Source organism: Sulfuritalea hydrogenivorans sk43H, assembly GCF_000828635.1.
In the GTDB taxonomy this organism is placed as follows: Bacteria; Pseudomonadota; Gammaproteobacteria; order Burkholderiales; family Rhodocyclaceae; genus Sulfuritalea; species Sulfuritalea hydrogenivorans.
On the sequence record NZ_AP012547.1, the window covers coordinates 711,412 to 730,512 of the forward strand.

Consider the following 19,101-nt stretch of genomic DNA (forward strand, 5'->3'; position numbering starts at 1 on the left):
TTTCCCCTGACAGCCGTAAAAGAAGTACGGATTCGGCAGGGGGACAGAACATGAAATTCAGAGTGAATTACAAGGGCATCCAGAAATACATCGGCCAGCTGGAAATGGCAAACGCCTATCTGGCGAAGCATTGGGGGTCGGTTTCACGGGCCTATGAATTCGGCGTAAAGCTGGAGCTTGTGCAGCAGGTCAGATAGCTGCCGCTTGCAGGGACCTCGCCCGATAGAAACGCTTGCCCTGCGTGCCACGCACGCTTCCCCGGCACCAAAAACAAACCCCGCCATGGCGGGGTTTGTTTTTGGTGCCGGCCGTTTCCGGCCGGGCTCATGCTGTCTTACTTCTTCTTCGGCGCAGCTTTGGTGGTGGCGAAGCGGCCGCTCTGCATGAAGTTGTCGAAGCCGGCTTCGGTGAAACGGAACCACAGGTGCTGCTCGTCGCGGAAGGCGGCGTAGTCCTCGTAGACCTTCTTCCATGCCGGGTTCTTGGCCGACAGGTCGGAGTAAAGCGCCATTGCCGCCTGATAGGCCGCCGTCATGATGCTCTTGTCGAACTGGTGCAGTTTGGCGCCGGCCGACACCAGGCGCTTGAGGGCTGCGGGGTTCTTCGCGTCGTACTTGGCCTGCATGTCGATGTGGGCGTGCGAGGCGGCAGCGGCGAGGATCGCCTTGTATTCGGCGGGCAGTCCGTCGTAGGCCTTCTGGTTGACGTAGAGCGAGAGCTGCGGACCACCTTCCCACCAGCCCGGGTAGTAGTAGTGCTTGGCAACCTTGACGAAGCCGAGCTTCTCGTCGTCATAGGGGCCGACCCATTCCGTGGCGTCGATGGTGCCTTTTTCCAGGGCCTGGTAGATTTCGCCGCCGGGGATGTTCTGCGGCACGCCGCCGATGGCCGACAGCACCTTGCCGCCGAAGCCGCCGATGCGCATCTTGAGGCCCTTGATGTCGGCCAGGCTCCTGATCTCCTTGCGGTACCAGCCGCCCATCTGGGCGCCGGTGTTGCCCATCGGGAAATTCACGATGTTGTAGGGCTTGTAGAACTCGCGCAGCAGCTTCATGCCGTTGCCTTCGTACATCCAGGCGGTCATCTGGCGGCTGTTGAGGCCGAAGGGAATCGCGCAGTCGATGGCGAAGGTGTCATCCTTGCCGAAGAAGTAGTAGGGCGCGGTATGCGCGCACTCGACGGTACCCTGCTGCACGCCATCCACCACGCCGAAGGCGGGCATCAGTTCGCCGCCGGCATGCACGGAGATGGTGAACTTGCCACCGGTGGCCTCGGAGACGGTCTTCGAGAAGACGTCGGCGGCGCCGAAGATGGTGTCGAGCGCCTTGGGGAAGCTCGATGCCAGCCGCCAGCGGATGGTGGGAGCGCCCTGGGCGTGCACCGCCGGTGCGGCACCGGCGGCCAGGATGCCGGCAATACCGGCGTTTTGCAGAAATTTGCGACGTTCCATGTATGAATCTCCTCGATGTTGTTTAACCAAAACGGCGGTGCCGGAATGGCCTGTCGCCGGATACTACACCACAACTTTTTTCTTATTTGCCCTTGTTGATGGACTGCTGCAAGGCCTTCGCGGGATCGTCTTCCTCTTCCTTCTCGCGCTCGGCTTTGGCCTCCTCGGACTCTTCCTTGCCGTCTGCCGCAAGCTCCGGTTCGGCCGCAGGCGGTGCTTCGAGCTGGATCGTTTGCGCGTCGGCCTTGGGCGCATCGACGCTGCCGGTGACCAGTTGCGGGAAGGCGATGATCAGGCCGACCATGATCACCTGGATGATGACGAAGGGTACCGCGCCCCAGTAGATCTGGGTGGTGGTGACCGGCGCGATGGTCTTCCTGGTCAGGCGATCGATGTACTCGTTGTGTGGTGCCACGCTGCGCAGATAGAACAGCGCGAAGCCGAAGGGCGGGTGCATGAACGAGGTCTGCATGTTCACCGCCATCAGCACGCCGAACCAGACCAGATCGATGCCCAGTTTCTCCGCCACCGGCCCCAGCAGGGGAATCACGATGAAGGCCAGCTCGAAGAAGTCGAGGAAGAAGGCCAGGAAGAAGACCAGGATGTTCACCACGATCAGGAAGCCGATCTGGCCGCCGGGCAGTCCGGTCAGCAGGTGTTCGACCCAGATCGAGCCATCGACGGCCTGGAAGGTCAGGCTGAAGACCGTGGCGCCAAGCAGGATGAAGACCACGAAGCAGGACAGTTTCATGGTCGCGTCCATCGCCTGCTTCATCAGGCTGATGCTCAGGCGGCGGCGAGACATGGCCATGATCAATGCGCCGGAGGCGCCCATGGCGCCGCCTTCGGTCGGCGTTGCGATGCCGAGGAAAATGGTGCCGAGCACCAGGAAGATCAGTGCCAGCGGCGGAATCAGGACGAAGGTGACGCGTTCGGCCATGCGCGAGAGCAGGCCCAGCTTGGTCACGCGGTTGAGCATGGCCAGCGCGAAGGCGACGCCGACACCGACGCACATGGAAATCACGATCTTCTCGTCCAGCGCCGTGTCCGCCGGGCGGGTCTTGGCGTAGGCGATTGCAGCAGCGATGGATACCACCGCCAGCGCCAGTACCGAGCGCAGACCGGCACTGCCGTCGTCCTCGCGGATGGTGCGGGCTTCCAGCGGCAGGGCCGGAACATAGGCCGGCTTGATCAGGCTGATGATGAATACCCAGCCGACGTAGAGTCCGGTCAGGACGAAGCCGGGGATGAAGGCGCCGGCATACAGGTCGCCGACGCTGCGGCCGAGCTGGTCGGCGATCACGATCAGCACCAGCGAGGGCGGGATGATCTGCGCCAGCGTGCCCGAGGCGGCAATCACGCCCGAGGCGATGCGCCGGTCGTAGCCGTAGCGCAGCATGATCGGCAGCGAGATCAGGCCCATCGAGATCACCGAGGCCGCCACCACGCCGGTGGTCGCGGCGAGCATGGCGCCGACGAAGATTACCGCATAGGCCAGGCCGCCGCGGATCGGGCCGAACAGCTGGCCGATGGTATCGAGCAGGTCCTCGGCCATGCCCGAGCGTTCGAGGATCAGGCCCATGAAGGTGAAGAAGGGAATCGCCAGCAGCGTATCGTTCTGCATGATGCCGAAGATGCGCAGCGGCAGCGCCTGCAGCAGCGAGTGCGGCAGCAGGCCGAGTTCGACGCCGAGCCAGCCGAAGAACAGGCCGCAGGCCGCCAGCGAAAAGGCCACCGAATAGCCCATCAGCAGGAAGATGATCAGGCCGCCGAACATGATCGGCGCCATGTTGTGCTGGAGGATTTCGATCATTTTTTGCTCCCGGCGCCGTCGTTTCTGTTCTGGTCGGCTACCATGTCAATCGCATCTTCGACACGGTCGACCACTTCGGGGGCAACTTGATGCTTGAGAATTTCCTCGGCCAGTTCCTCCTCGGCCGTCTTGGTTTGTACGGGTTGCGTCGGGTCGACTGCCAGTCCCATGAGGAAGCCGATGCGCTTGATCAGTTCCGACAGGCCTTGCAGTCCCAGCAGGATAAAGCCGGCCGGGACCAGGGCATAAACCGGCCAGCGGATCAGGCCGCCGGCATTCTGCGACATCTCGCCGCTGTTGTAGGCCTGGATCACCAGCGGCCAGACCAGTTCGTTGACCTTGTAGACGAAGGGCAGCAGGAAGAAGACGATGCCGACGCACTCGACGATAATCTGCGTGCGCTTGGAAAAGCGTCCGACGATGACGTCGATCTTGACGTGACCCTGGCGCAGCATGGTGTAGGCCGAGCCAAGCAGGACCACGGCGGCGAACAGGTACCACTGGATTTCGAGGAAGGCGTTCGAACTCATGTCGAAGGCCTTGCGTATCACGGCATTGACGGCCGAGATGATCACGGCGAAGAGCACCAGCCACATCAGGCTGCGACCGACGCGTTCATTGAGGCCGTCGATCAGTTGCGACAGCTTGAGCATGGCATTCATGTGCGGTTCTCCTCCCGGATTTCGCATCTGTCGCGCCGTGCGCGCAGTGCTGTTCTCTTGTTGGCAGAAGGCATATTAACCCGAGCTCTCAACATTAGTTGATTCAAGAACTTCTCCTTGATGCATCAGTATCTTGCGGAGGATCGCCAGTGCCGGATGGGGACGCGATCGACCAGCCGGGCATTCTTGGTGGGTCAGTGGTCTGACCAAATGTTTGCGGATGTTAGTGATCGCGAGAGGCGATGTCAACAGCTACTGGCCATATCGGCTTGTTTGATCCCGTCCGGTTGATATTGTGGTCAGACCAATGTTATATTGAAAAAATGGAGACGAAAATGACGGCCCCGCGGCTTGCCGATGTGGTGGCCCGGGAGATCGAGCAGCGGATGCTGGAGGGCGGCTTGAAGGCTGGCGATCGCCTGCCTTCCGAAAGGGACTTGTCCCTGGAGTTGGGCGTTTCGCGCGCTTCCCTGCGTGAGGCGATCCACAAGCTGGCGGCACGTGGATTGCTGGAAAGCCGGCATGGGGGAGGTACCTTTGTCACCGACCGGCTCGACGCCAGCTTCGGCAACCTGTGGGAGGAAATTCTGCGTGACCATCCCGCGGTGCATGAGGACATGCTGGAGTTTCGCCACATGCTGGAAGGGCGCGCCGCGGAATCCGCCGCCCATCGCGCCACCGCGGCCGATCGTGAGCGCGTCCGGCAGAACCTGGCAATGCTGGAAGCGGCTTTTGCCGGTGATGACCTGGATGCCCAGGTCGATACCGATCTGGCGTTTCACCAGGCCATCGCCGAAGCTTCGCACAATGTCATCATCGGCCACCTGACCGCGAGCCTGCTGCGCCTGATGCGCGACAACCTGCGGCGCAACCTGAGCGAACTGATGCAGATTCCGGCCGCGAAGGAACAATTGCTCGATCAGCATCGTGCGGTGTGGCGGGCGATCGAACACGGCGATGCGGGACAGGCGATGGAGGCGGCGGCCGACCACATCGGCTACGTGCGCCAGAACCTCAGCCGCCTGCTGCGCAGTGCCGCGCGCCACAAGTCCTGAAACCCGAAGCATGAGCACGGCACGGATCACCCGGTTCTGTTTCGTCCGTCACGGCGAGACCGACTGGAACGGCGAGAAGCGGATTCAGGGGCAGATCGACATCGACCTCAACGCAGCCGGCGAAGCGCAGGCCCGGGCGGTGGGTGTGGGCCTGGCGAAGCATTCCTTTGCCGCCGCATACAGCAGCGATTTGCTGCGCGCCTGGCGCACGGCGCAGATCGCCACCCGCGGCCTCGGCCTCGCCGTGTCGCCAGCGCCGACTCTTCGCGAACGCAATTTCGGCGTATTGCAGGGCATCACCGTGCAGGAAGCCAGCGTCCAGCGTCCGGAGGCGCATCGCCACCATCAGGCGCGGACACCGGATTACAACTATGAATCCGGCGAATCCCTGATTGCCTTCGCGGCCCGGGTCGCGACCGGGCTCGAAGCCATGGCCGCACGCCACGTCGGCCAGAGTGTGCTGGCTTTTACCCACGGCGGCGTGCTTGACGTCGTCTATCGCGCCGCTGCCGGCAGGGCGCTGGATGTGCCGCGCGATTTTCAGTTGCCGAACGCGGCATTCAACTGGCTGGAATACGACGACAAGGGTTGGCGGCTGATTTCCTGGGCCGATTGCAGCCATCTTCAGCGGGTGCTCGACGAGATGCTCGAATAACCGCCTGGCGACAGGGTTTCAGGGGGATTTCTGACGGGCGGGGCCGGATGCTAAAATTCGCGCCTTCCCATCCCTCTCCGGATTCCCGCCATGTTTCTCAAGCAGAACACCCTTGCCAAGAGCGATCCCGAACTCTGGACCGCGATTCAGAACGAAAACCGCCGCCAGGAAGATCACATCGAACTGATCGCCTCGGAGAACTATGTGTCCTGGCCCGTGATGGAAGCCCAGGGTTCGCAACTGACCAACAAGTATGCCGAGGGGTATCCGGGCAAGCGCTACTACGGCGGCTGCGAGAACGTGGATGTGGTCGAGCAGTTGGCCATCGACCGGGCCAAGAAGCTGTTCGGCGCCGATGCCGCCAATGTCCAGCCGAACTCCGGCTCGCAGGCCAACCAGGCCGTGTTCTTCGCCTTCCTCAAGCCCGGCGACACCATCCTCGGCATGAACCTGTCGATGGGTGGCCACCTGACCCACGGCATGCCGCTCAACATCAGCGGCAAGTGGTTCAACATCGTGCCCTACGGCCTCGACGCCAACGAGGAAATCGACTACGCCGAGATGGAGCGGCTGGCGCACGAGCACAAGCCCAAGCTGATCATCGCCGGCGCTTCGGCCTATGCGCTGAAGATCGATTTCGAGCGCTTCGCCAAGGTGGCGAAGGCTGTCGGCGCGATCTTCATGGTGGATATGGCGCACTATGCCGGTCTCGTCGCCGCTGGTTTCTACCCGAATCCGGTGCCGCATGCCGATGTCGTCACCACCACCACCCACAAGACCCTGCGCGGACCGCGCGGCGGCCTGATCCTGATGCGCGCCGAACACGAAAAGGCGATCAATTCGTCGATTTTCCCCGGCATTCAGGGTGGGCCGCTGGAGCATGTGATCGCCGCCAAGGCGGTGGCGCTGAAGGAGGCCATGACGCAGGAATTCAAGAACTACCAGGAACAGGTGATCGACAACGCCCAGGTGATGGCCAAGGTGCTGAAGGCGCGCGGCTTGCGCATTGTCTCGGGCCGCACCGAATCGCATGTGTTCCTGGTTGATCTGCGCGCCAAGAACCTCACCGGCAAGGAAGCCGAAGCCGCGTTGGGCCGCGCCCATCTGACGGTGAACAAGAACACCATTCCCAATGATCCGCAGAAGGCCCTGGTCACTTCCGGCATCCGCCTCGGCACGCCGGCCATGACCACGCGCGGCTTCACCGAGATCGAGGCCGAACAGGTCGCCAACCTGATCGCCGATGTGCTCGATGCGCCGAACGACGAGGCGGTATTGGCGCGGGTGCGCGGCGAAGTCTCGGCGCTGTGCAAGAAGTTTCCGGTGTATGGCTGACCGTCATGAAATGCCCGTATTGCGCCGAGCCTAATACCCAGGTCGTCGACACACGGGAAAACGAGGACGGCGACACGGTTCGTCGCCGTCGTCGCTGCCTCGCCTGCGACAAGCGCTTCACCACCTACGAGCGTGTCGAGCTGCAACTGCCGCAGGTGGTCAAGAAGAACGGCAGCCGCACCGACTACGACCGCGACAAGCTCAAGGCCAGCATGATGCTGGCCATGCGCAAGCGTCCGGTCACCACCGAAAGCATCGACCTGGCGCTGGATCGCATCGAGGAAAAACTGGTGCAGCTGGCGCTGCGCGAAGTCGCGTCGGACCGCATCGGCGAACTGGTGATGCGCGAGCTGAAGAAGCTCGACAAGGTGGCTTACATCCGCTTCGCTTCGGTGTATCGCAACTTCGAGGACGTCGACGAATTTTCCGACGCGATACGCGAAATCAAGAAGCCGCGGCAGCCCCGGGCGAAGTCTTGAACGCTCGTCGCGCATGAGTTTTTCGGCCGTCGACCATGGCTTCATGGCGCGCGCCCTGCAACTGGCGCGGCGCGGCCTGTACAGCACCACTCCGAATCCCCGCGTCGGCTGCGTCATGGTCCGAGATGGCAGCGTGATCGGCGAGGGCTGGCACGAGCAGGCCGGCCTGCCGCATGCGGAAGCCGTCGCGCTGAATGCAATAGTCGGCGCTGACGGTACGGCGAAGGGCGCCACTGCCTACGTCACGCTGGAACCCTGCAGCCATTTCGGCCGCACGCCGCCGTGCGCCGATGCGCTGATCGAGGCCGGTGTCGCCCGTGTCGTGGTCGCGATGCAGGATCCGAATCCGCTGGTGGCCGGGCAGGGCATGGCCAGGCTGGCCGCCGCCGGCATCGAGGTTGCCAGCGGCCTGCTTGAAGCCGAGGCGCGGGAACTCAACATCGGTTTCGTTTCGCGCATGACGCGCGGCCGGCCCTGGCTGCGGCTGAAAGTGGCGGCCAGCCTCGACGGCAAGACCGCGCTCAACAACGGTGTCTCGCAATGGATCACCGGGCCCGACGCGCGACGCGACGCCCACGCCTGGCGTGCCCGTTCCTGCGCGGTGCTGACCGGCATCGGCACGGTTCGGGACGACAATCCGCGACTTACCGTGCGCGAGGTTCAGACCACGCGCCAGCCGCTGCGGGTGGTGATCGACAGCCGGCTCGAAACGCCGCCGGATGCCGCCGTGCTGGAAGGCGGCCACGTGCTGATCGCCGCGGCACGGGACGATGCCGCGCGCAGCGCCGCGCTGCGCGCACGCGGCGCCGAGATCGTGCTGCTGCCCAATGCCGAAGGCAAAGTGGAACTCGCCGGCCTCATGCAGGAGCTCGGCCGGCGCGGCATCAACGAAGTGCTGGCCGAAGCGGGCACGCGGCTCAACGGCTCGCTGCTGCGCGAAGGCTGCGTCGACGAGCTGCTGATCTATCAGGCACCGATGCTGATCGGCGACGCCGCGCGCGGGATGTTCGGCCTGGCGGAACTCAGCGATCTGGCGGGGGCACGACGTCTCAACATCATCGAACGCCGTGTCGTCGGCGCCGACTTTCGCATTCGAGCCCGTTTTGCGTGATCGCGAGGATGACGGCCATCGTGACTTTCCCGGCCGCGGACTGCTGATCAACGTACTGCGCGTGTTTCACATCGCCGGCCTCGCGGGGGTGTCGGCGGTGATTCTGGCCGGCATGGGCGGTGCCGAACGCTGGGGCGCGTTGATGCTGGTTTCTGGCCTCGGCATCGTCACCCTCGATGCCTGGGCGAACCCGTTCTACTTCAGGCAGGCCAAGGGCCTGGGCACGCTGCTGAAGATTGCACTGGTGATGCTGCTGGTGGTCTGGGAGGCGGGGCGTCTGCCGCTGTTCTGGTTCGTCCTGGCGTTTTCCGTCGCGCTCAGCCATGCGCCGGGGCGCTTGCGCCACAAGCAGCTGTTCTGATCAGGACGTCTTCGCGGAACACACGGTGCAGCCCGGATCCCTGGGCACGCGAATCTCGCGCCATTCCATGCCGAGGCCGTCGAGCAGCAGCAAGCGCCCGGCGAGGCTGGTACCGCACCCGATCACCAGCTTCAGGGCTTCGGCCGCCTGCACCGTGCCGATGATGCCGGTCAGCGGCGCGAACACGCCCATCACCGCGCAGCGCACTTCCTCGGCATCCTGGCCTTCCGGAAACAGGCAGTGGTAGCACGGCGCGTTCGGCTGGCGCGAATCGAATACCGCCACCTGGCCGTCGAAACGGATCGCGGCGCCGGACACCAGGGGCTTGCCGAACTTGACGCAGGCGCGATTGACCGCATGGCGCGTGGCAAAGTTGTCGCAGCAGTCGAGGACGATGTCGGCCTGCGCGACTTCCTCGTCCAGGCGTGCGCCGGAAAGGCGCTCGCCGAGCGCGACGACGCGGCATTCGGGATTGATCTCGTTCAGCGTGCGCTTGCCGGATGCGCTCTTCGCCATGCCGACGGCGTCGGTGCGATGCAGGATCTGGCGTTGCAGATTGGTCAGGTCCACCGTGTCGCCATCGGCCAGCACCAGCGTGCCGATGCCGGCTGACGCAAGGTAGTAGGCAGCGGGGGAACCCAGGCCGCCGGCGCCGATGACCAGGGCACGCGCATTGACGATGTTTTCCTGCCCTTCGATGCCGATCTGCGGCAGCAGGATGTGGCGGCTGTAGCGGAGCAGCTGCTCGTCGGTCAAGGCTCGACTACCTGTCCTGCCTCAATTCGGGTGGCGTCTCGTCGTGATCGCCGTGCGGATGATGTTCCCAGGCCTTGGAGTAGACCTCGTGCGATTTCTTGATCAGGCGCTCGGGAACCCGCATGTTGCGCATCTGGGTTTCTTCACAGAAATATACGACGGCCCGCATCACCTTGCTGTAGACGCTGCCATCCAGGTGAAAGCCCTGGCGCATCAGCGCGGCTTCGAGCCCTTCCAGCGAGTAGTCGCTGATTTCGTACCAGATCGAAAGGCTGTAGGGCGCCAGTCCGTCGTCGATTTCCATGCCCTCGAGCCCGGAGAGCAGCTTGCGGGCTTCCTCGACGTGTTCCGGATGCCGGTGGTCGAAGCGCAGCTCGCGATGCTTGCGCGTGCCGGGTTGCGGAACGAAGGCCGCGGGCCGCACGCGATGCTTGCCGTCGCGCTTTTCATCGCGCAACTCGCGGGCCTTTTCCGGATTCATTTTGCTCATCGCAGGCGTCCCGCCATCAGCGCTTGATGATCTGCCAGGCCTTCAGCAGGTTCACGGCCTGGCCGAGCTGGTAGTCTTTCTTCGAGGCGAATTCGATCGGTGCATGCGCTGCCTCATCGGCCTCGTCCGTCTTGCCCTTCTTGCCGTTTTTGGTTTGCGGCTTGGGCGGCGCCGGCTCCACGGGTTTGTCCTTGTCGCCGCCGAGATGGCGTTCCAGGTCGGCCTCGCGCACGCGTTCGCGCGATTCGCCGTTGGCGGTTTCCTCGACGACGATGTCCGGGGTGATGCCCTTGGCCTGGATCGAGCGGCCCGACGGGGTGAAGTAGCGCGCCGTGGTGAGCTTGATCGCCGCGTTGTTGGACAGCGGAAGGACGGTTTGCACCGAGCCCTTGCCAAAGGTCTGCGTTCCCATTACCACGGCCCGCTTGTGATCCTGCAGCGCGCCGGCGACAATTTCGGAGGCCGATGCCGAGCCGCCGTTGACCAGCACCACGATCGGCGTGGTCTTGGCGAAGGCCGGCAGGTTCTTCATGAAGTCGTCCTTGTAGCCGCGCTGGTAGTCCTCCGGGCTGGCCGTGTAGCGGCGCTTGGCGTCCTCGGTGCGGCCGTCGGTCGACGTGACCAGCGTCTTGGGCGGCAGGAAGGCGGCGGAAACCCCGACGGCGCCGTTGAGCAGGCCGCCCGGGTCGTTGCGCAGGTCGAGCACCAGCCCCTTGATGCCATCACCCTTGGCGTCCTTGTCGGCCTTCGCCAGTTTCTCCAGGTGCTTCACCACGTCCGGCGCGGTTTCTTCCTGGAACTGGGTGACCCGCAGGTAACCCAGGCCGCCTTCGAGCAGCTTGGACTTGACGCTGGCGACCTTGATTTTTTCGCGCGTCAGCGTGACTTCGAAGGGCTTGGCCTCGCCCTTGCGCACGATGGTGAGCCGGATCTGGGTCTTGGGCTTGCCGCGCATTTTCTTCACGGCGTCGTTCAGGGTCAGGCCCTTGACCGGGGTGTCGTCGAGCTTGATGATCAGATCGCCCGGCTTGAGGCCGGCGCGGAAGGCCGGGGTGTCCTCGATCGGCGATACCACCTTGACGAAGCCGTCTTCCATGCCGACTTCGATGCCGAGCCCGCCGAACTCGCCCTGGGTGCTGACTTGCAGATCCTTGAAGGCATCCGCGTCGAGATACGCCGAATGCGGATCGAGGTTGGCCAGCATGCCGCTGATGGCGTGGGTGATCAGCTTCTTGTCTTCCACCGGTTCGACGTAGCCCTGCTTGATGGCGTTATAGACGTCGGCGAAGCTGCGCAACTCCTCGATCGGCAATGCCGAGGCGGCTGAATCCTTGCTGGCGACGGCGGAAAAATTCAGACTGACGAGGACGCCGGCGATCAGACCGGACACCACCAGACCCACTTGTTGCAGCTTGCTGCTCATAGGAACTCCGAAGGACACAAAGGCAATTTGAACACCCCCACTCCCCCGCCCGGGTGGGGGCTACCGGTTGGCTCGCAACGCTCGAAAATCAAGAGCCACACCTGTGAAGCACACTAGCGATTGCTGGCCCATTTCAGGGGATCGAACGGCTGGCCCCGATGCCTGAGTTCAAAGTATAAACCCGAGTCCGGGTTGCCGCCGCTGTTTCCCACCGTGGCGACGGATTCACCACTTTTCACCGTGGCGCCCACGGCTGCCAGCAGGGATTCGTTATTGCCGTAGACGGAGAGGAAATCGTCGCCGTGATCGATGATCAGCAGGTTGCCGAAGCCGCGCAGCCAGTCCGAGAAAACCACCGCGCCGGCCGCCACCGCCTTGACCTCGGCGCCTTCGGCGGCGCGGATGAAGACGCCTTTCCAGCTGGCGCCGCCTTCCGCGCGCGGACTGCCGAAGCGCCCGGCGATGCTGCCCTTGATCGGCAGGCGGAGTTGCCCGCGCAGGGCGCCAAATGCGCCCCCGACATTGCCCGGATCGTGGCTTTTGAGCTTCGGGGTTCGTGCAATCGCCGTACCGCCAGCGCCGACTCTCGGGGCCGCCCGTTTTGTCGCGGCGATGCGGGCCAGTCCTTCGATCAGCCTGGCCAGGCGCTGCTCGTCGCGCTTGAGCGTGGTGATTTCACGGCGCTGTGCCTTGAGCTTCTCGGCAATCGCCGCCAGCGTCGTCAGTCGCTGCTTCTTGCGTTCGAGCAACTGGGCGCGGCTTTCCTGTTGCCGACGTTCGATCTCGGCCAGCTGCGCCTGCCGCTCGCGCGCGGCGTCGGCCAGCCGCTTCTTTTCGGCGGCGACGGCGCGCAATTGCTGGATCAGGTCGGCCTTGGCGCGTGAAAGCTGGGTCAGGAAGTATTTGTCGCGTGCCGACTGGTTGGGGTCGCGGCCGGACAGCAGGAGCTTCAGCGCATCCGAATCGCCGCCGACAAACTGGCGGTTCAGCAAACGGGCCAGCTGGTTCTGCTGGGCACCTGCCTGGCGGTCCAGGCGCTGACCCTGCACATCGAGATCGGCCAGTTCGGCTTTCAGCTCGGTGCGTTCGGCACCGAGTTCATGCAGGCGCCGGTTGGCGTTCGAGATGGCCGATTCGGTCTCGCGCAACTGGTCGGCGGCATAGGTTTTCGATTCCTCGGCCGCCGCCATGTCGCGACGCAAGGCTTCGATGCGGCTTTTCAGGTCCTGCAGTTCGCCCTTCTTCGAATCGACGCTGGCGGCGAAGGCCGTCGAAGCGAGAAGAGAGGCAAGGCAAAGAGCTTTGACGCAAAGACGCAAAGACGCAAAGAAAATCGAAAGAACTGTTTTAGCTTGTGCCTTCCTTTGCGTCTTTGCGTCTTGGCGTCTAGGAATCACGCCTTGGCTTTTCCCTGATTCGCCACTGCCTGCATGGCTGCCTTGATCGCTTCGGCGTCACCCAGGTAGTAATTGCGGATCGGCTTCAGGTCGGCATCCAGCTCATAGACCAAGGGCTGCGCGGTGGGGATGTTGAGGCCGACGATGTCGGCGTCCGAGACTTTGTCGAGGTACTTGATCAGCGCCCGCAGGCTGTTGCCGTGGGCGGCGATGATGACTTTCTTGCCCGACTTGACCATCGGCGCGATGGTTTCGTGCCAGTAGGGCAGGAAGCGCTCGACGGTGTCCTTGAGGCATTCCGTGCGCGGAAACTGGGCGGCGGGAAGGTCGGCGTAGCGCGGGTTGCCGGTCTCCAGGCGCGGATCGTCCTCGGCCAGCGGCGGCGGCGGCGTGTCGTAGGCGCGGCGCCAGACCAGCACCTGCTCGTCGCCGAACTTGGCCGCGGTCTCGGCCTTGTTGAGCCCCTGCAGCGCGCCGTAGTGGCGCTCGTTGAGCCGCCACGAATGCTGTACCGGAATCCACATGCGGTCCATTTCCTCCAGCACCGTCCATAGCGTCTTGATTGCGCGCCGCAGCACCGAGGTATAGGCGATGTCGAAGGCGTAGCCTTCCTTTTTCAGCAATTGCCCGGCGGCGACCGCTTCGGCCATGCCCTTTTCGGTGAGGCCGACGTCGGTCCAGCCGGTGAAACGGTTTTCCTGGTTCCAGGTGGATTCGCCGTGGCGAAGCAGAACGATCTTGTACATGGAGAAAGCCTCAACGTGGAGCAAAGCAGTATTCTATAATATTCAAAATTGCCGTCACAAACGACACCACCATTCGGGACCAGCATGGCATGCATACAGCGATCAACGAATTGATAGACAAACAGGAGCACATAGAAACTGCGGCGCGGGCGCTGAAGGCCATCTCGCACCCCTTGCGCCTGAAAATTCTTTGCGTGGTAGGCGACCAGGAAACCTGCGTCCAGGACATCGTCGAAGCCGTCGGCACTTCGCAGAGCAATATCTCGCAACACCTCGCGATTTTGCGCGACAAGGGCGTCCTGCAAACCCGCAAGGATGCCAACCGGGTTTTTTATCGCATTGCCGACCAGCGCACCCTCCAGCTCATCGCCCTGATGCGCGAGGTGTTCTGCGGCATCTCCGTTCACAGGGAATAGACAACAATGGAATTTCTGCAACAGAACATCATGTGGGTGGCTCTTGCCGCCGTCAGCGGCGGCATGCTGGTATGGCCGATGATTGCCGGCGGGACGGTGGCGCACCTGACCACCGCCGAGGCAACTCTGCTGATGAACCGGGAAGATGCGCTGGTACTCGATGTGCGTGAAACCGGCGAGTGGGGTTCCGGCCACATCCACGGAGCGCGCCACATCACCCTCGGCCAGCTGGGAAATCGCATGTCCGAGATCGAGAAATTCAAGGACAAGCCGATCATTGTCATCTGCGCCTCCGGCAATCGTTCGTCTTCTGCCTGCAACCAGCTGAAAAAAGCCGGCTTCGACAAGGTGTATAGCCTCGATGGAGGCATCTCGGCCTGGGTCGGCGCCAATCTTCCCCTGACCACGAAGTCCTGAGCACGGAGCGAAAAATGGCCAAGGTTCTGATGTACTCCACCGCGGTTTGCCCGTATTGCGTGCGCGCCGAACAGTTGCTGACGCGCAAGGGCATCACCGACATCGAGAAAGTTCGCGTTGACCTGGAACCGCAGCGGCGCGAGGAAATGATGCAGCGGACCGGTCGCCGCACGGTGCCGCAGATCTACATCGGCGAGACCCATGTCGGCGGCTGCGACGACCTCTACGAACTGGAGCATCAGGGCAAACTGGATTCGTTGCTGGCCGCGTAGAATTACCCCCTTTTCACCCCACCCAAGAATTCATCATGAGCGACGAGCAGCCGGTTTTCAGCATCGAAAAGATTTACGTCAAGGATCTTTCCATCGAAGTGCCCAATGCGCCGCAGATCTTCCTGGAGCGCGAGACCCCGAGCATCGAAGTGCAGATCCAGAGCACGGCGAACACCATTGGCGAAGGCATGTATGAAGTGGCGCTGACGGTCACGGTGAGCGCCAAGGAAGGCGAAAAGGCGTTCTTCCTGGTCGAGGTGGTGAAGGCCGGCATCTTCCAGGTGCGCAACGTGCCGGAAGGCGATCTGGAACCGATCCTCGCCGTGGCCTGCCCGAACATTCTCTTCCCCTATGCCCGCGAAACGGTGTCCGACGCGATCAATCGCGCCGGCTTCCCGCCGGTGATCCTGGCCCCGGTCAACTTCGAATCGCTCTACCAGCAACGCCTGATGGAACAGCAGCAGGGCGAAAGCCGGATCCAGCTGCAATAGTCGAAAGTCGGCGTTGGCGCTACGGCGATTCCCCACCTTTTTGATGGCTCTGGCGGCCAGCCTGCCGGCATGGGCACTGGATTACCGCAGCGTCGCCGAGGCGGCGCCGATGTACGACGCGCCGTCGACCAAGTCCAAACCTTTGTTCGTGGCGCTTGCCGGTACGCCGGTGGAACTGGTGGTCAGCCTCGACGGCTGGTCCAAGGTGCGCGACAGCCGGGGCGACCTGACCTGGATCGAAAAGAAGTATCTGGCGGAAAAGCGCAATGTCATCGTGCGTTTCGATCGCGCCCAGGTCCGCGCCGCTGCCGACGACAAGGCGGCGCTGGTGTTCGAAGCGGAACGCGACGTGGTGCTGGAACTGCTTGAAGCCGCTTCCGGCGGCTGGGTCAGGGTGAGGCATCGCGACGGGCAATCCGGTTTCATCAAGGCGCCCCAGGTCTGGGGCTTGTAAGGTTCGCGCCGGCGCGCCATGAGCAAATCGATGGAGCGTGCGCGATGCGGATAGCGGTGCTGGGCGCCGGCGCCTGGGGTACCGCGCTGGCCATTGCTTTCGCCGGTCGCCACACCGTCAGCCTGTGGGCTCGCGATGCGATGCGTGTCGATGAGATGGCGCGTCAGCGCGAGAACCGTCGCTATCTTCCAGCCTGTGCTTTTCCCGATGCCGTGCAGGTCACTGCGGACCTGCGCGCGGCACTGGCCGGTGCCGACCTGGCGATTGTCGCCGCGCCGCTGGCCGGCCTGCGGCCGCTGCTGCAACAGCTGAAGACCCTCGCTCCGGTCCTGCCCTTCCTCTGGGTGTGCAAGGGACTCGAAGCCGGCAGCGGCCTGTTGCCGCACCAAGTGGTGGCCGAGGTGATGGGCAAGGCGGTTTGCGGCGTGCTCACCGGGCCGAGCTTTGCGCTAGAGGTGGCGCGCGGCCTGCCGACCGCGATCACACTGGTGGCGACGGATGCAGCCTTTGCCGAGGCCATGGCGCAGAGTTTGCACGGCGGCAATTTGCGCATCTATGCCAACCAGGACTTGATCGGCGCCGAAGTCGGCGGCGCGGTAAAGAACGTCCTGGCGATCGCCACCGGCATCTGCGACGGTCTCGGACTCGGCCTCAATGCGCGGGCGGCGCTGATCACGCGCGGCCTGGCGGAAATCACCCGGTTCGGCGAGGCGTTGGGCGCCCGGCGTGAAACCTTCATGGGGCTGGCCGGCATGGGCGACCTGATCCTTACCTGTACCGGCGACCTCTCGCGCAATCGCCGCGTGGGTTTGTTGCTGGCCGAAGGAAAGGCGCTGGAGGATATCTCCAGGGAGCTTGGCCACGTCGCGGAGGGCGTGCCTGCTGCCCGCGAAGTTGCTCGCCGCGCCACCGAGCTTGGCATCGACATGCCGATCACGCGGGCGGTGGCCGCCGTGCTTGATGGGTGCATCACGCCGCGCGTCGCCGTCGAACAATTGATGGCACGCGATCCGACGCACGAATGAAGCGCTACGAGCCGCCGGCGTATCCCTGTTGCCGCCAGGCTTCATAGACCATCACGGCCACGGCGTTCGACAGATTCAGGCTGCGATTGCCGGGGATCAGCGGCAGTCGCAGGCGATGGTCCGGGTCGATATCGGCCAGCACGTGTTCAGGCAGTCCGCGCGATTCGGAACCGAAGACGAAGGCATCACCCGGTCGGCAGTCGGCGCCGGCATGACGGCGCATTCCCTTGGTGGTCAGCGCAAACAGCCGGGCGCCGCCGAGCGCGGTGCGGCACGCCGCCCAGTCCGGGTGCACCGTGACGCATGCCATCTCGGCGTAATCCAGCCCCGCGCGGCGCAACTGGGCGTCGGACAGGTCGAAGCCGAGCGGTTCGATCAGATGCAGTTTTGCCCCCGTATTCGCGCAAAGCCGAATGACATTCCCTGTGTTGGGCGGGATCTCCGGGGCGACGAGCACGACATGGAACACTTGCGGACACCTCCGAAAACTGCTGCTTCTGTAAAATCAGATGATTAGCGTATGACTTTCGTGCAAAATCACAGCTGCAATGGCCCCGATTTTAAGGCCGCTTTGGAGATCGCCTGATGGCACGTCCGGAAAAAATCCGCCTTGGTGACATGCTGGTGCAGCAAAACCTTGTCACCGGCGAGCAACTCAAGCTCGCGCTTGACGAGCAAAAGCGCTCGGGCCGCAAGCTTGGCCGGGTTCTGGTGGAAAACGGTTATGTCACCGAAGAGGGTATTTCGACGGGATTGGCGCGCCAGCTCGGTGCGGATTTCATCGACCTCAAGACCTTCAAGCTCCAGCCCGAGCTGATCAAGCTGTTGCCGGAAGCCCAGGCCCGGCGACATCGCGCGCTGGTGCTGGCCGAACGCGCCGGCATGCTGGTGGTCGGCATGGCCGACCCGACCGATCTTACGGCGTTCGACGAACTGGCCCGGGTGCTCAAGCGCGAGATCGACCTTGCCGTGGTGACCGAGAGCCAGTTGCTCTCCTCGATCGATCGCGTCTACAGTCGTGCGGCGGAAATCAGCGGCCTGGCCAAGGAGCTCACCGCCGACATGGGCGATGTTTCGACCGAGTTCGGCAACCTCCTCGGTCTCACCGCCGGCGCCGAGGACGCGCCGGTCGTCAAGCTGCTGAACTCGGTGTTCGAAGAGGCGCTGAAGATGCGCGCGTCCGACATCCACATCGAGCCGCAGGAAAAATCGCTGCTGATCCGCTTTCGCATCGACGGTGTGCTGCATGTACAGACCGAAGCCGATTCTAAGATTTCCACGGCGCTGGTGCTGCGCTTGAAGCTGATGTCCGGCCTGGACATTTCCGAGAAACGCCTGCCGCAGGATGGCCGCTTCGCCATCAAGCTGCGCAACACGGCGATCGACATCCGCATCTCGTCGATGCCGACCCAGCATGGCGAATCCGTCGTCATGCGTCTGCTGGCGCAGAACACCGGCCTGCTGCAACTCGACAAGCTGCAAATGCCGCCGCATGTCCTGGAGCGGTTTCGCCATGCCATCACGCGACCATCCGGCATCGTGCTGGTGACCGGGCCGACCGGATCGGGCAAGACCACCACGCTGTATGCCGCGCTCAACGAACTGAATACCCCGGAAAAGAAGATCATCACCGTCGAGGATCCGGTCGAGTATCGCCTGCCAGGCCTCAATCAGGTGCAGGTGCACGAGAAGATCGACCTGTCCTTCAGTCGCGTGCTGCGCACCGCCTTGCGGCAAGACCCGGACATCATCCTGCTGGGTGAAATGCGCGACCAGGAAACCGCCGAGATCGGCATGCGCGCTTCGATGACGGGCCACCTGGTGTTGTCGACACTGCACACCAACGATGCGCTGTCGACCCCGATTCGCCTGCTGGACATGGGCGTGCCGCGCTACATGGTCGCCTTGTCGATCCAGATGGTCCTGGCGCAGCGCCTGGTTCGCGTCATCTGCAGCAACTGCTCCACTCCCCACACGCCGGCGCCGCACGAGCATTTATGGCTCAAGATGGAACTCGGCGACCGCGTCGACGGCATTTCGTATCAGCGCGGAATGGGTTGCAGCCATTGTGCCAACACGGGCTACCAGGGCCGCCAGGCGGTGTATGAACTTCTCGACATGAGCAATGCGCTGGTCGAAGCGGTGAACCGGGGCGATCCCAACGAGTTCATGCAGATCGGTCGCGAACAGATGGCCGGCAACACGCTGCGCCGCGATGCCGTGCGTCTCGTGGTCAGCGGACGCACCACCATCGAGGAAGCCATGCGCATCAGCACGCAGCTGGAAGAATAGG

23 protein-coding genes are annotated in these 19,101 nt (G+C 63.4%); 14 read left to right on the plus strand and 9 right to left on the minus strand.

Annotated elements, in window-relative coordinates; genetic code table 11:
* Positions 1 to 50: 50 nt before the first annotated feature.
* Positions 51 to 197, plus strand: a complete 147-nt coding sequence (locus SUTH_RS19550) for a hypothetical protein (protein ID WP_171817303.1) — start codon at positions 51 to 53, stop codon at positions 195 to 197.
* A 137-nt stretch (positions 198 to 334) separates the two neighbouring features.
* Here the strand turns inward: SUTH_RS19550 and SUTH_RS03480 are convergent, their stop codons facing one another.
* The 3 genes from SUTH_RS03480 to SUTH_RS03490 all read right to left on the minus strand — a co-directional run bounded on the left by SUTH_RS03480 (position 335) and on the right by SUTH_RS03490 (position 3,925).
* The gene (locus tag SUTH_RS03480) at positions 335 to 1,450 is read right to left on the minus strand and encodes a TRAP transporter substrate-binding protein (RefSeq protein WP_041097118.1); all 1,116 of its coding nucleotides are present in this window, start codon (positions 1,448 to 1,450) and stop codon (positions 335 to 337) included.
* Positions 1,451 to 1,532: 82 nt separating this feature from the next.
* Entirely contained in the window at positions 1,533 to 3,263 is a 1,731-nt protein-coding gene (locus tag SUTH_RS03485; protein WP_084207240.1) for a TRAP transporter large permease, read from the minus strand.
* The gene (locus SUTH_RS03490) at positions 3,260 to 3,925 is read right to left on the minus strand and encodes a TRAP transporter small permease subunit (RefSeq protein ID WP_070099322.1); all 666 of its coding nucleotides are present in this window, start codon (positions 3,923 to 3,925) and stop codon (positions 3,260 to 3,262) included. The genes SUTH_RS03485 and SUTH_RS03490 overlap by 4 nt, the downstream gene beginning before the upstream one ends.
* A gap of 335 nt (positions 3,926 to 4,260) precedes the next feature.
* Between SUTH_RS03490 and SUTH_RS03495 the strand changes: the two genes are divergently transcribed.
* The 6 genes from SUTH_RS03495 (at position 4,261) to SUTH_RS03520 (ending at position 8,921) form a co-directional block, all read left to right on the plus strand.
* Complete coding sequence (locus SUTH_RS03495) at positions 4,261 to 4,980, plus strand: FadR/GntR family transcriptional regulator (RefSeq protein ID WP_197539644.1); 720 nt, start codon at positions 4,261 to 4,263, stop codon at positions 4,978 to 4,980.
* A 10-nt stretch (positions 4,981 to 4,990) separates the two neighbouring features.
* Positions 4,991 to 5,635: a histidine phosphatase family protein gene (locus SUTH_RS03500; RefSeq protein WP_041097122.1), complete on the plus strand. Its 645-nt coding sequence runs from the start codon at positions 4,991 to 4,993 to the stop codon at positions 5,633 to 5,635.
* Positions 5,636 to 5,725: 90 nt separating this feature from the next.
* Positions 5,726 to 6,970 (plus strand): serine hydroxymethyltransferase, encoded by a 1,245-nt coding sequence (gene glyA, locus SUTH_RS03505; RefSeq protein WP_041097123.1) that lies wholly within the window; start codon positions 5,726 to 5,728, stop codon positions 6,968 to 6,970.
* A 5-nt stretch (positions 6,971 to 6,975) separates the two neighbouring features.
* The gene (gene nrdR / locus SUTH_RS03510) at positions 6,976 to 7,449 is read left to right on the plus strand and encodes a transcriptional regulator NrdR (protein ID WP_041097125.1); all 474 of its coding nucleotides are present in this window, start codon (positions 6,976 to 6,978) and stop codon (positions 7,447 to 7,449) included.
* 13 nt (positions 7,450 to 7,462) lie between these two features.
* Positions 7,463 to 8,560, plus strand: a complete 1,098-nt coding sequence (gene ribD, locus SUTH_RS03515) for a bifunctional diaminohydroxyphosphoribosylaminopyrimidine deaminase/5-amino-6-(5-phosphoribosylamino)uracil reductase RibD (protein WP_041097127.1) — start codon at positions 7,463 to 7,465, stop codon at positions 8,558 to 8,560.
* Positions 8,553 to 8,921 (plus strand): hypothetical protein, encoded by a 369-nt coding sequence (locus tag SUTH_RS03520; protein WP_041097129.1) that lies wholly within the window; start codon positions 8,553 to 8,555, stop codon positions 8,919 to 8,921. The genes ribD and SUTH_RS03520 overlap by 8 nt, the downstream gene beginning before the upstream one ends.
* Here SUTH_RS03520 and SUTH_RS03525 read toward each other — a convergent pair whose 3' ends face one another.
* The 5 genes from SUTH_RS03525 to gpmA form a co-directional block, all read right to left on the minus strand.
* Positions 8,922 to 9,677 (minus strand): HesA/MoeB/ThiF family protein, encoded by a 756-nt coding sequence (locus SUTH_RS03525; protein WP_041097131.1) that lies wholly within the window; start codon positions 9,675 to 9,677, stop codon positions 8,922 to 8,924.
* 7 nt (positions 9,678 to 9,684) lie between these two features.
* Positions 9,685 to 10,167 (minus strand): hypothetical protein, encoded by a 483-nt coding sequence (locus SUTH_RS03530; RefSeq protein ID WP_052473161.1) that lies wholly within the window; start codon positions 10,165 to 10,167, stop codon positions 9,685 to 9,687.
* 16 nt (positions 10,168 to 10,183) lie between these two features.
* Positions 10,184 to 11,590 carry a S41 family peptidase gene (locus tag SUTH_RS03535; RefSeq protein WP_041097133.1) on the minus strand — a complete coding sequence of 469 codons (1,407 nt, stop codon included), beginning with the start codon at positions 11,588 to 11,590 and terminating at the stop codon, positions 10,184 to 10,186.
* 113 nt (positions 11,591 to 11,703) lie between these two features.
* On the minus strand, positions 11,704 to 12,909 hold the full coding sequence (locus SUTH_RS03540; RefSeq protein WP_052473162.1) for a murein hydrolase activator EnvC family protein: 1,206 nt from the start codon (positions 12,907 to 12,909) through the stop codon (positions 11,704 to 11,706).
* 74 nt (positions 12,910 to 12,983) lie between these two features.
* Entirely contained in the window at positions 12,984 to 13,733 is a 750-nt protein-coding gene (gpmA, locus tag SUTH_RS03545; protein ID WP_041097135.1) for a 2,3-diphosphoglycerate-dependent phosphoglycerate mutase, read from the minus strand.
* Positions 13,734 to 13,822: 89 nt separating this feature from the next.
* Between gpmA and SUTH_RS03550 the strand changes: the two genes are divergently transcribed.
* The 6 genes from SUTH_RS03550 to SUTH_RS03575 are packed head-to-tail and all read left to right on the plus strand — an operon-like array spanning position 13,823 to position 16,808.
* Entirely contained in the window at positions 13,823 to 14,149 is a 327-nt protein-coding gene (locus SUTH_RS03550) for an ArsR/SmtB family transcription factor (RefSeq protein ID WP_041097137.1), read from the plus strand.
* Between the two features lie 6 nt (positions 14,150 to 14,155).
* Positions 14,156 to 14,566 (plus strand): rhodanese-like domain-containing protein, encoded by a 411-nt coding sequence (locus SUTH_RS03555; protein ID WP_041097139.1) that lies wholly within the window; start codon positions 14,156 to 14,158, stop codon positions 14,564 to 14,566.
* A gap of 14 nt (positions 14,567 to 14,580) precedes the next feature.
* Positions 14,581 to 14,838: a glutaredoxin 3 gene (gene grxC, locus SUTH_RS03560; protein WP_041097140.1), complete on the plus strand. Its 258-nt coding sequence runs from the start codon at positions 14,581 to 14,583 to the stop codon at positions 14,836 to 14,838.
* Between the two features lie 35 nt (positions 14,839 to 14,873).
* On the plus strand, positions 14,874 to 15,329 hold the full coding sequence (secB, locus tag SUTH_RS03565) for a protein-export chaperone SecB (protein WP_041097142.1): 456 nt from the start codon (positions 14,874 to 14,876) through the stop codon (positions 15,327 to 15,329).
* A gap of 43 nt (positions 15,330 to 15,372) precedes the next feature.
* Positions 15,373 to 15,783, plus strand: coding sequence for an SH3 domain-containing protein (locus tag SUTH_RS03570; protein WP_052473164.1), 411 nt, complete (start codon positions 15,373 to 15,375; stop codon positions 15,781 to 15,783).
* 44 nt (positions 15,784 to 15,827) lie between these two features.
* A complete protein-coding gene (locus SUTH_RS03575; protein WP_041097146.1) occupies positions 15,828 to 16,808 on the plus strand; it encodes an NAD(P)H-dependent glycerol-3-phosphate dehydrogenase in 981 nt (326 codons plus the stop codon).
* A 4-nt stretch (positions 16,809 to 16,812) separates the two neighbouring features.
* On the opposite strand, the gene SUTH_RS03580 is transcribed toward SUTH_RS03575, so the two are convergent.
* A complete protein-coding gene (locus SUTH_RS03580) occupies positions 16,813 to 17,277 on the minus strand; it encodes a tRNA (cytidine(34)-2'-O)-methyltransferase (protein ID WP_041097148.1) in 465 nt (154 codons plus the stop codon).
* A 116-nt stretch (positions 17,278 to 17,393) separates the two neighbouring features.
* On the opposite strand from SUTH_RS03580, the gene SUTH_RS03585 reads away from it, so the two are divergent.
* Positions 17,394 to 19,100 carry a GspE/PulE family protein gene (locus SUTH_RS03585; protein ID WP_041097150.1) on the plus strand — a complete coding sequence of 569 codons (1,707 nt, stop codon included), beginning with the start codon at positions 17,394 to 17,396 and terminating at the stop codon, positions 19,098 to 19,100.
* The last annotated feature ends 1 nt before the right edge of the window (position 19,101 follow it).

What these genes read in the sequence shown, in the direction of transcription:
- SUTH_RS19550 (WP_171817303.1), top strand. Translation starts at nt 51, where the DNA reads ATGAAATTCAGAGTGAATTACAAGGGCATCCAGAAATACATCGGCCAG.
- SUTH_RS03480 (WP_041097118.1), bottom strand. Translation starts at nt 1,450, where the DNA reads ATGGAACGTCGCAAATTTCTGCAAAACGCCGGTATTGCCGGCATCCTG.
- SUTH_RS03485 (WP_084207240.1), bottom strand. Translation starts at nt 3,263, where the DNA reads ATGATCGAAATCCTCCAGCACAACATGGCGCCGATCATGTTCGGCGGC.
- SUTH_RS03490 (WP_070099322.1), bottom strand. Translation starts at nt 3,925, where the DNA reads ATGAATGCCATGCTCAAGCTGTCGCAACTGATCGACGGCCTCAATGAA.
- SUTH_RS03495 (WP_197539644.1), top strand. Translation starts at nt 4,261, where the DNA reads ATGACGGCCCCGCGGCTTGCCGATGTGGTGGCCCGGGAGATCGAGCAG.
- SUTH_RS03500 (WP_041097122.1), top strand. Translation starts at nt 4,991, where the DNA reads ATGAGCACGGCACGGATCACCCGGTTCTGTTTCGTCCGTCACGGCGAG.
- glyA (WP_041097123.1), top strand. Translation starts at nt 5,726, where the DNA reads ATGTTTCTCAAGCAGAACACCCTTGCCAAGAGCGATCCCGAACTCTGG.
- nrdR (WP_041097125.1), top strand. Translation starts at nt 6,976, where the DNA reads ATGAAATGCCCGTATTGCGCCGAGCCTAATACCCAGGTCGTCGACACA.
- ribD (WP_041097127.1), top strand. Translation starts at nt 7,463, where the DNA reads ATGAGTTTTTCGGCCGTCGACCATGGCTTCATGGCGCGCGCCCTGCAA.
- SUTH_RS03530 (WP_052473161.1), bottom strand. Translation starts at nt 10,167, where the DNA reads ATGAGCAAAATGAATCCGGAAAAGGCCCGCGAGTTGCGCGATGAAAAG.
- SUTH_RS03535 (WP_041097133.1), bottom strand. Translation starts at nt 11,590, where the DNA reads ATGAGCAGCAAGCTGCAACAAGTGGGTCTGGTGGTGTCCGGTCTGATC.
- gpmA (WP_041097135.1), bottom strand. Translation starts at nt 13,733, where the DNA reads ATGTACAAGATCGTTCTGCTTCGCCACGGCGAATCCACCTGGAACCAG.
- SUTH_RS03550 (WP_041097137.1), top strand. Translation starts at nt 13,823, where the DNA reads ATGCATACAGCGATCAACGAATTGATAGACAAACAGGAGCACATAGAA.
- SUTH_RS03555 (WP_041097139.1), top strand. Translation starts at nt 14,156, where the DNA reads ATGGAATTTCTGCAACAGAACATCATGTGGGTGGCTCTTGCCGCCGTC.
- grxC (WP_041097140.1), top strand. Translation starts at nt 14,581, where the DNA reads ATGGCCAAGGTTCTGATGTACTCCACCGCGGTTTGCCCGTATTGCGTG.
- secB (WP_041097142.1), top strand. Translation starts at nt 14,874, where the DNA reads ATGAGCGACGAGCAGCCGGTTTTCAGCATCGAAAAGATTTACGTCAAG.
- SUTH_RS03570 (WP_052473164.1), top strand. Translation starts at nt 15,373, where the DNA reads ATGGCTCTGGCGGCCAGCCTGCCGGCATGGGCACTGGATTACCGCAGC.
- SUTH_RS03575 (WP_041097146.1), top strand. Translation starts at nt 15,828, where the DNA reads ATGCGGATAGCGGTGCTGGGCGCCGGCGCCTGGGGTACCGCGCTGGCC.
- SUTH_RS03585 (WP_041097150.1), top strand. Translation starts at nt 17,394, where the DNA reads ATGGCACGTCCGGAAAAAATCCGCCTTGGTGACATGCTGGTGCAGCAA.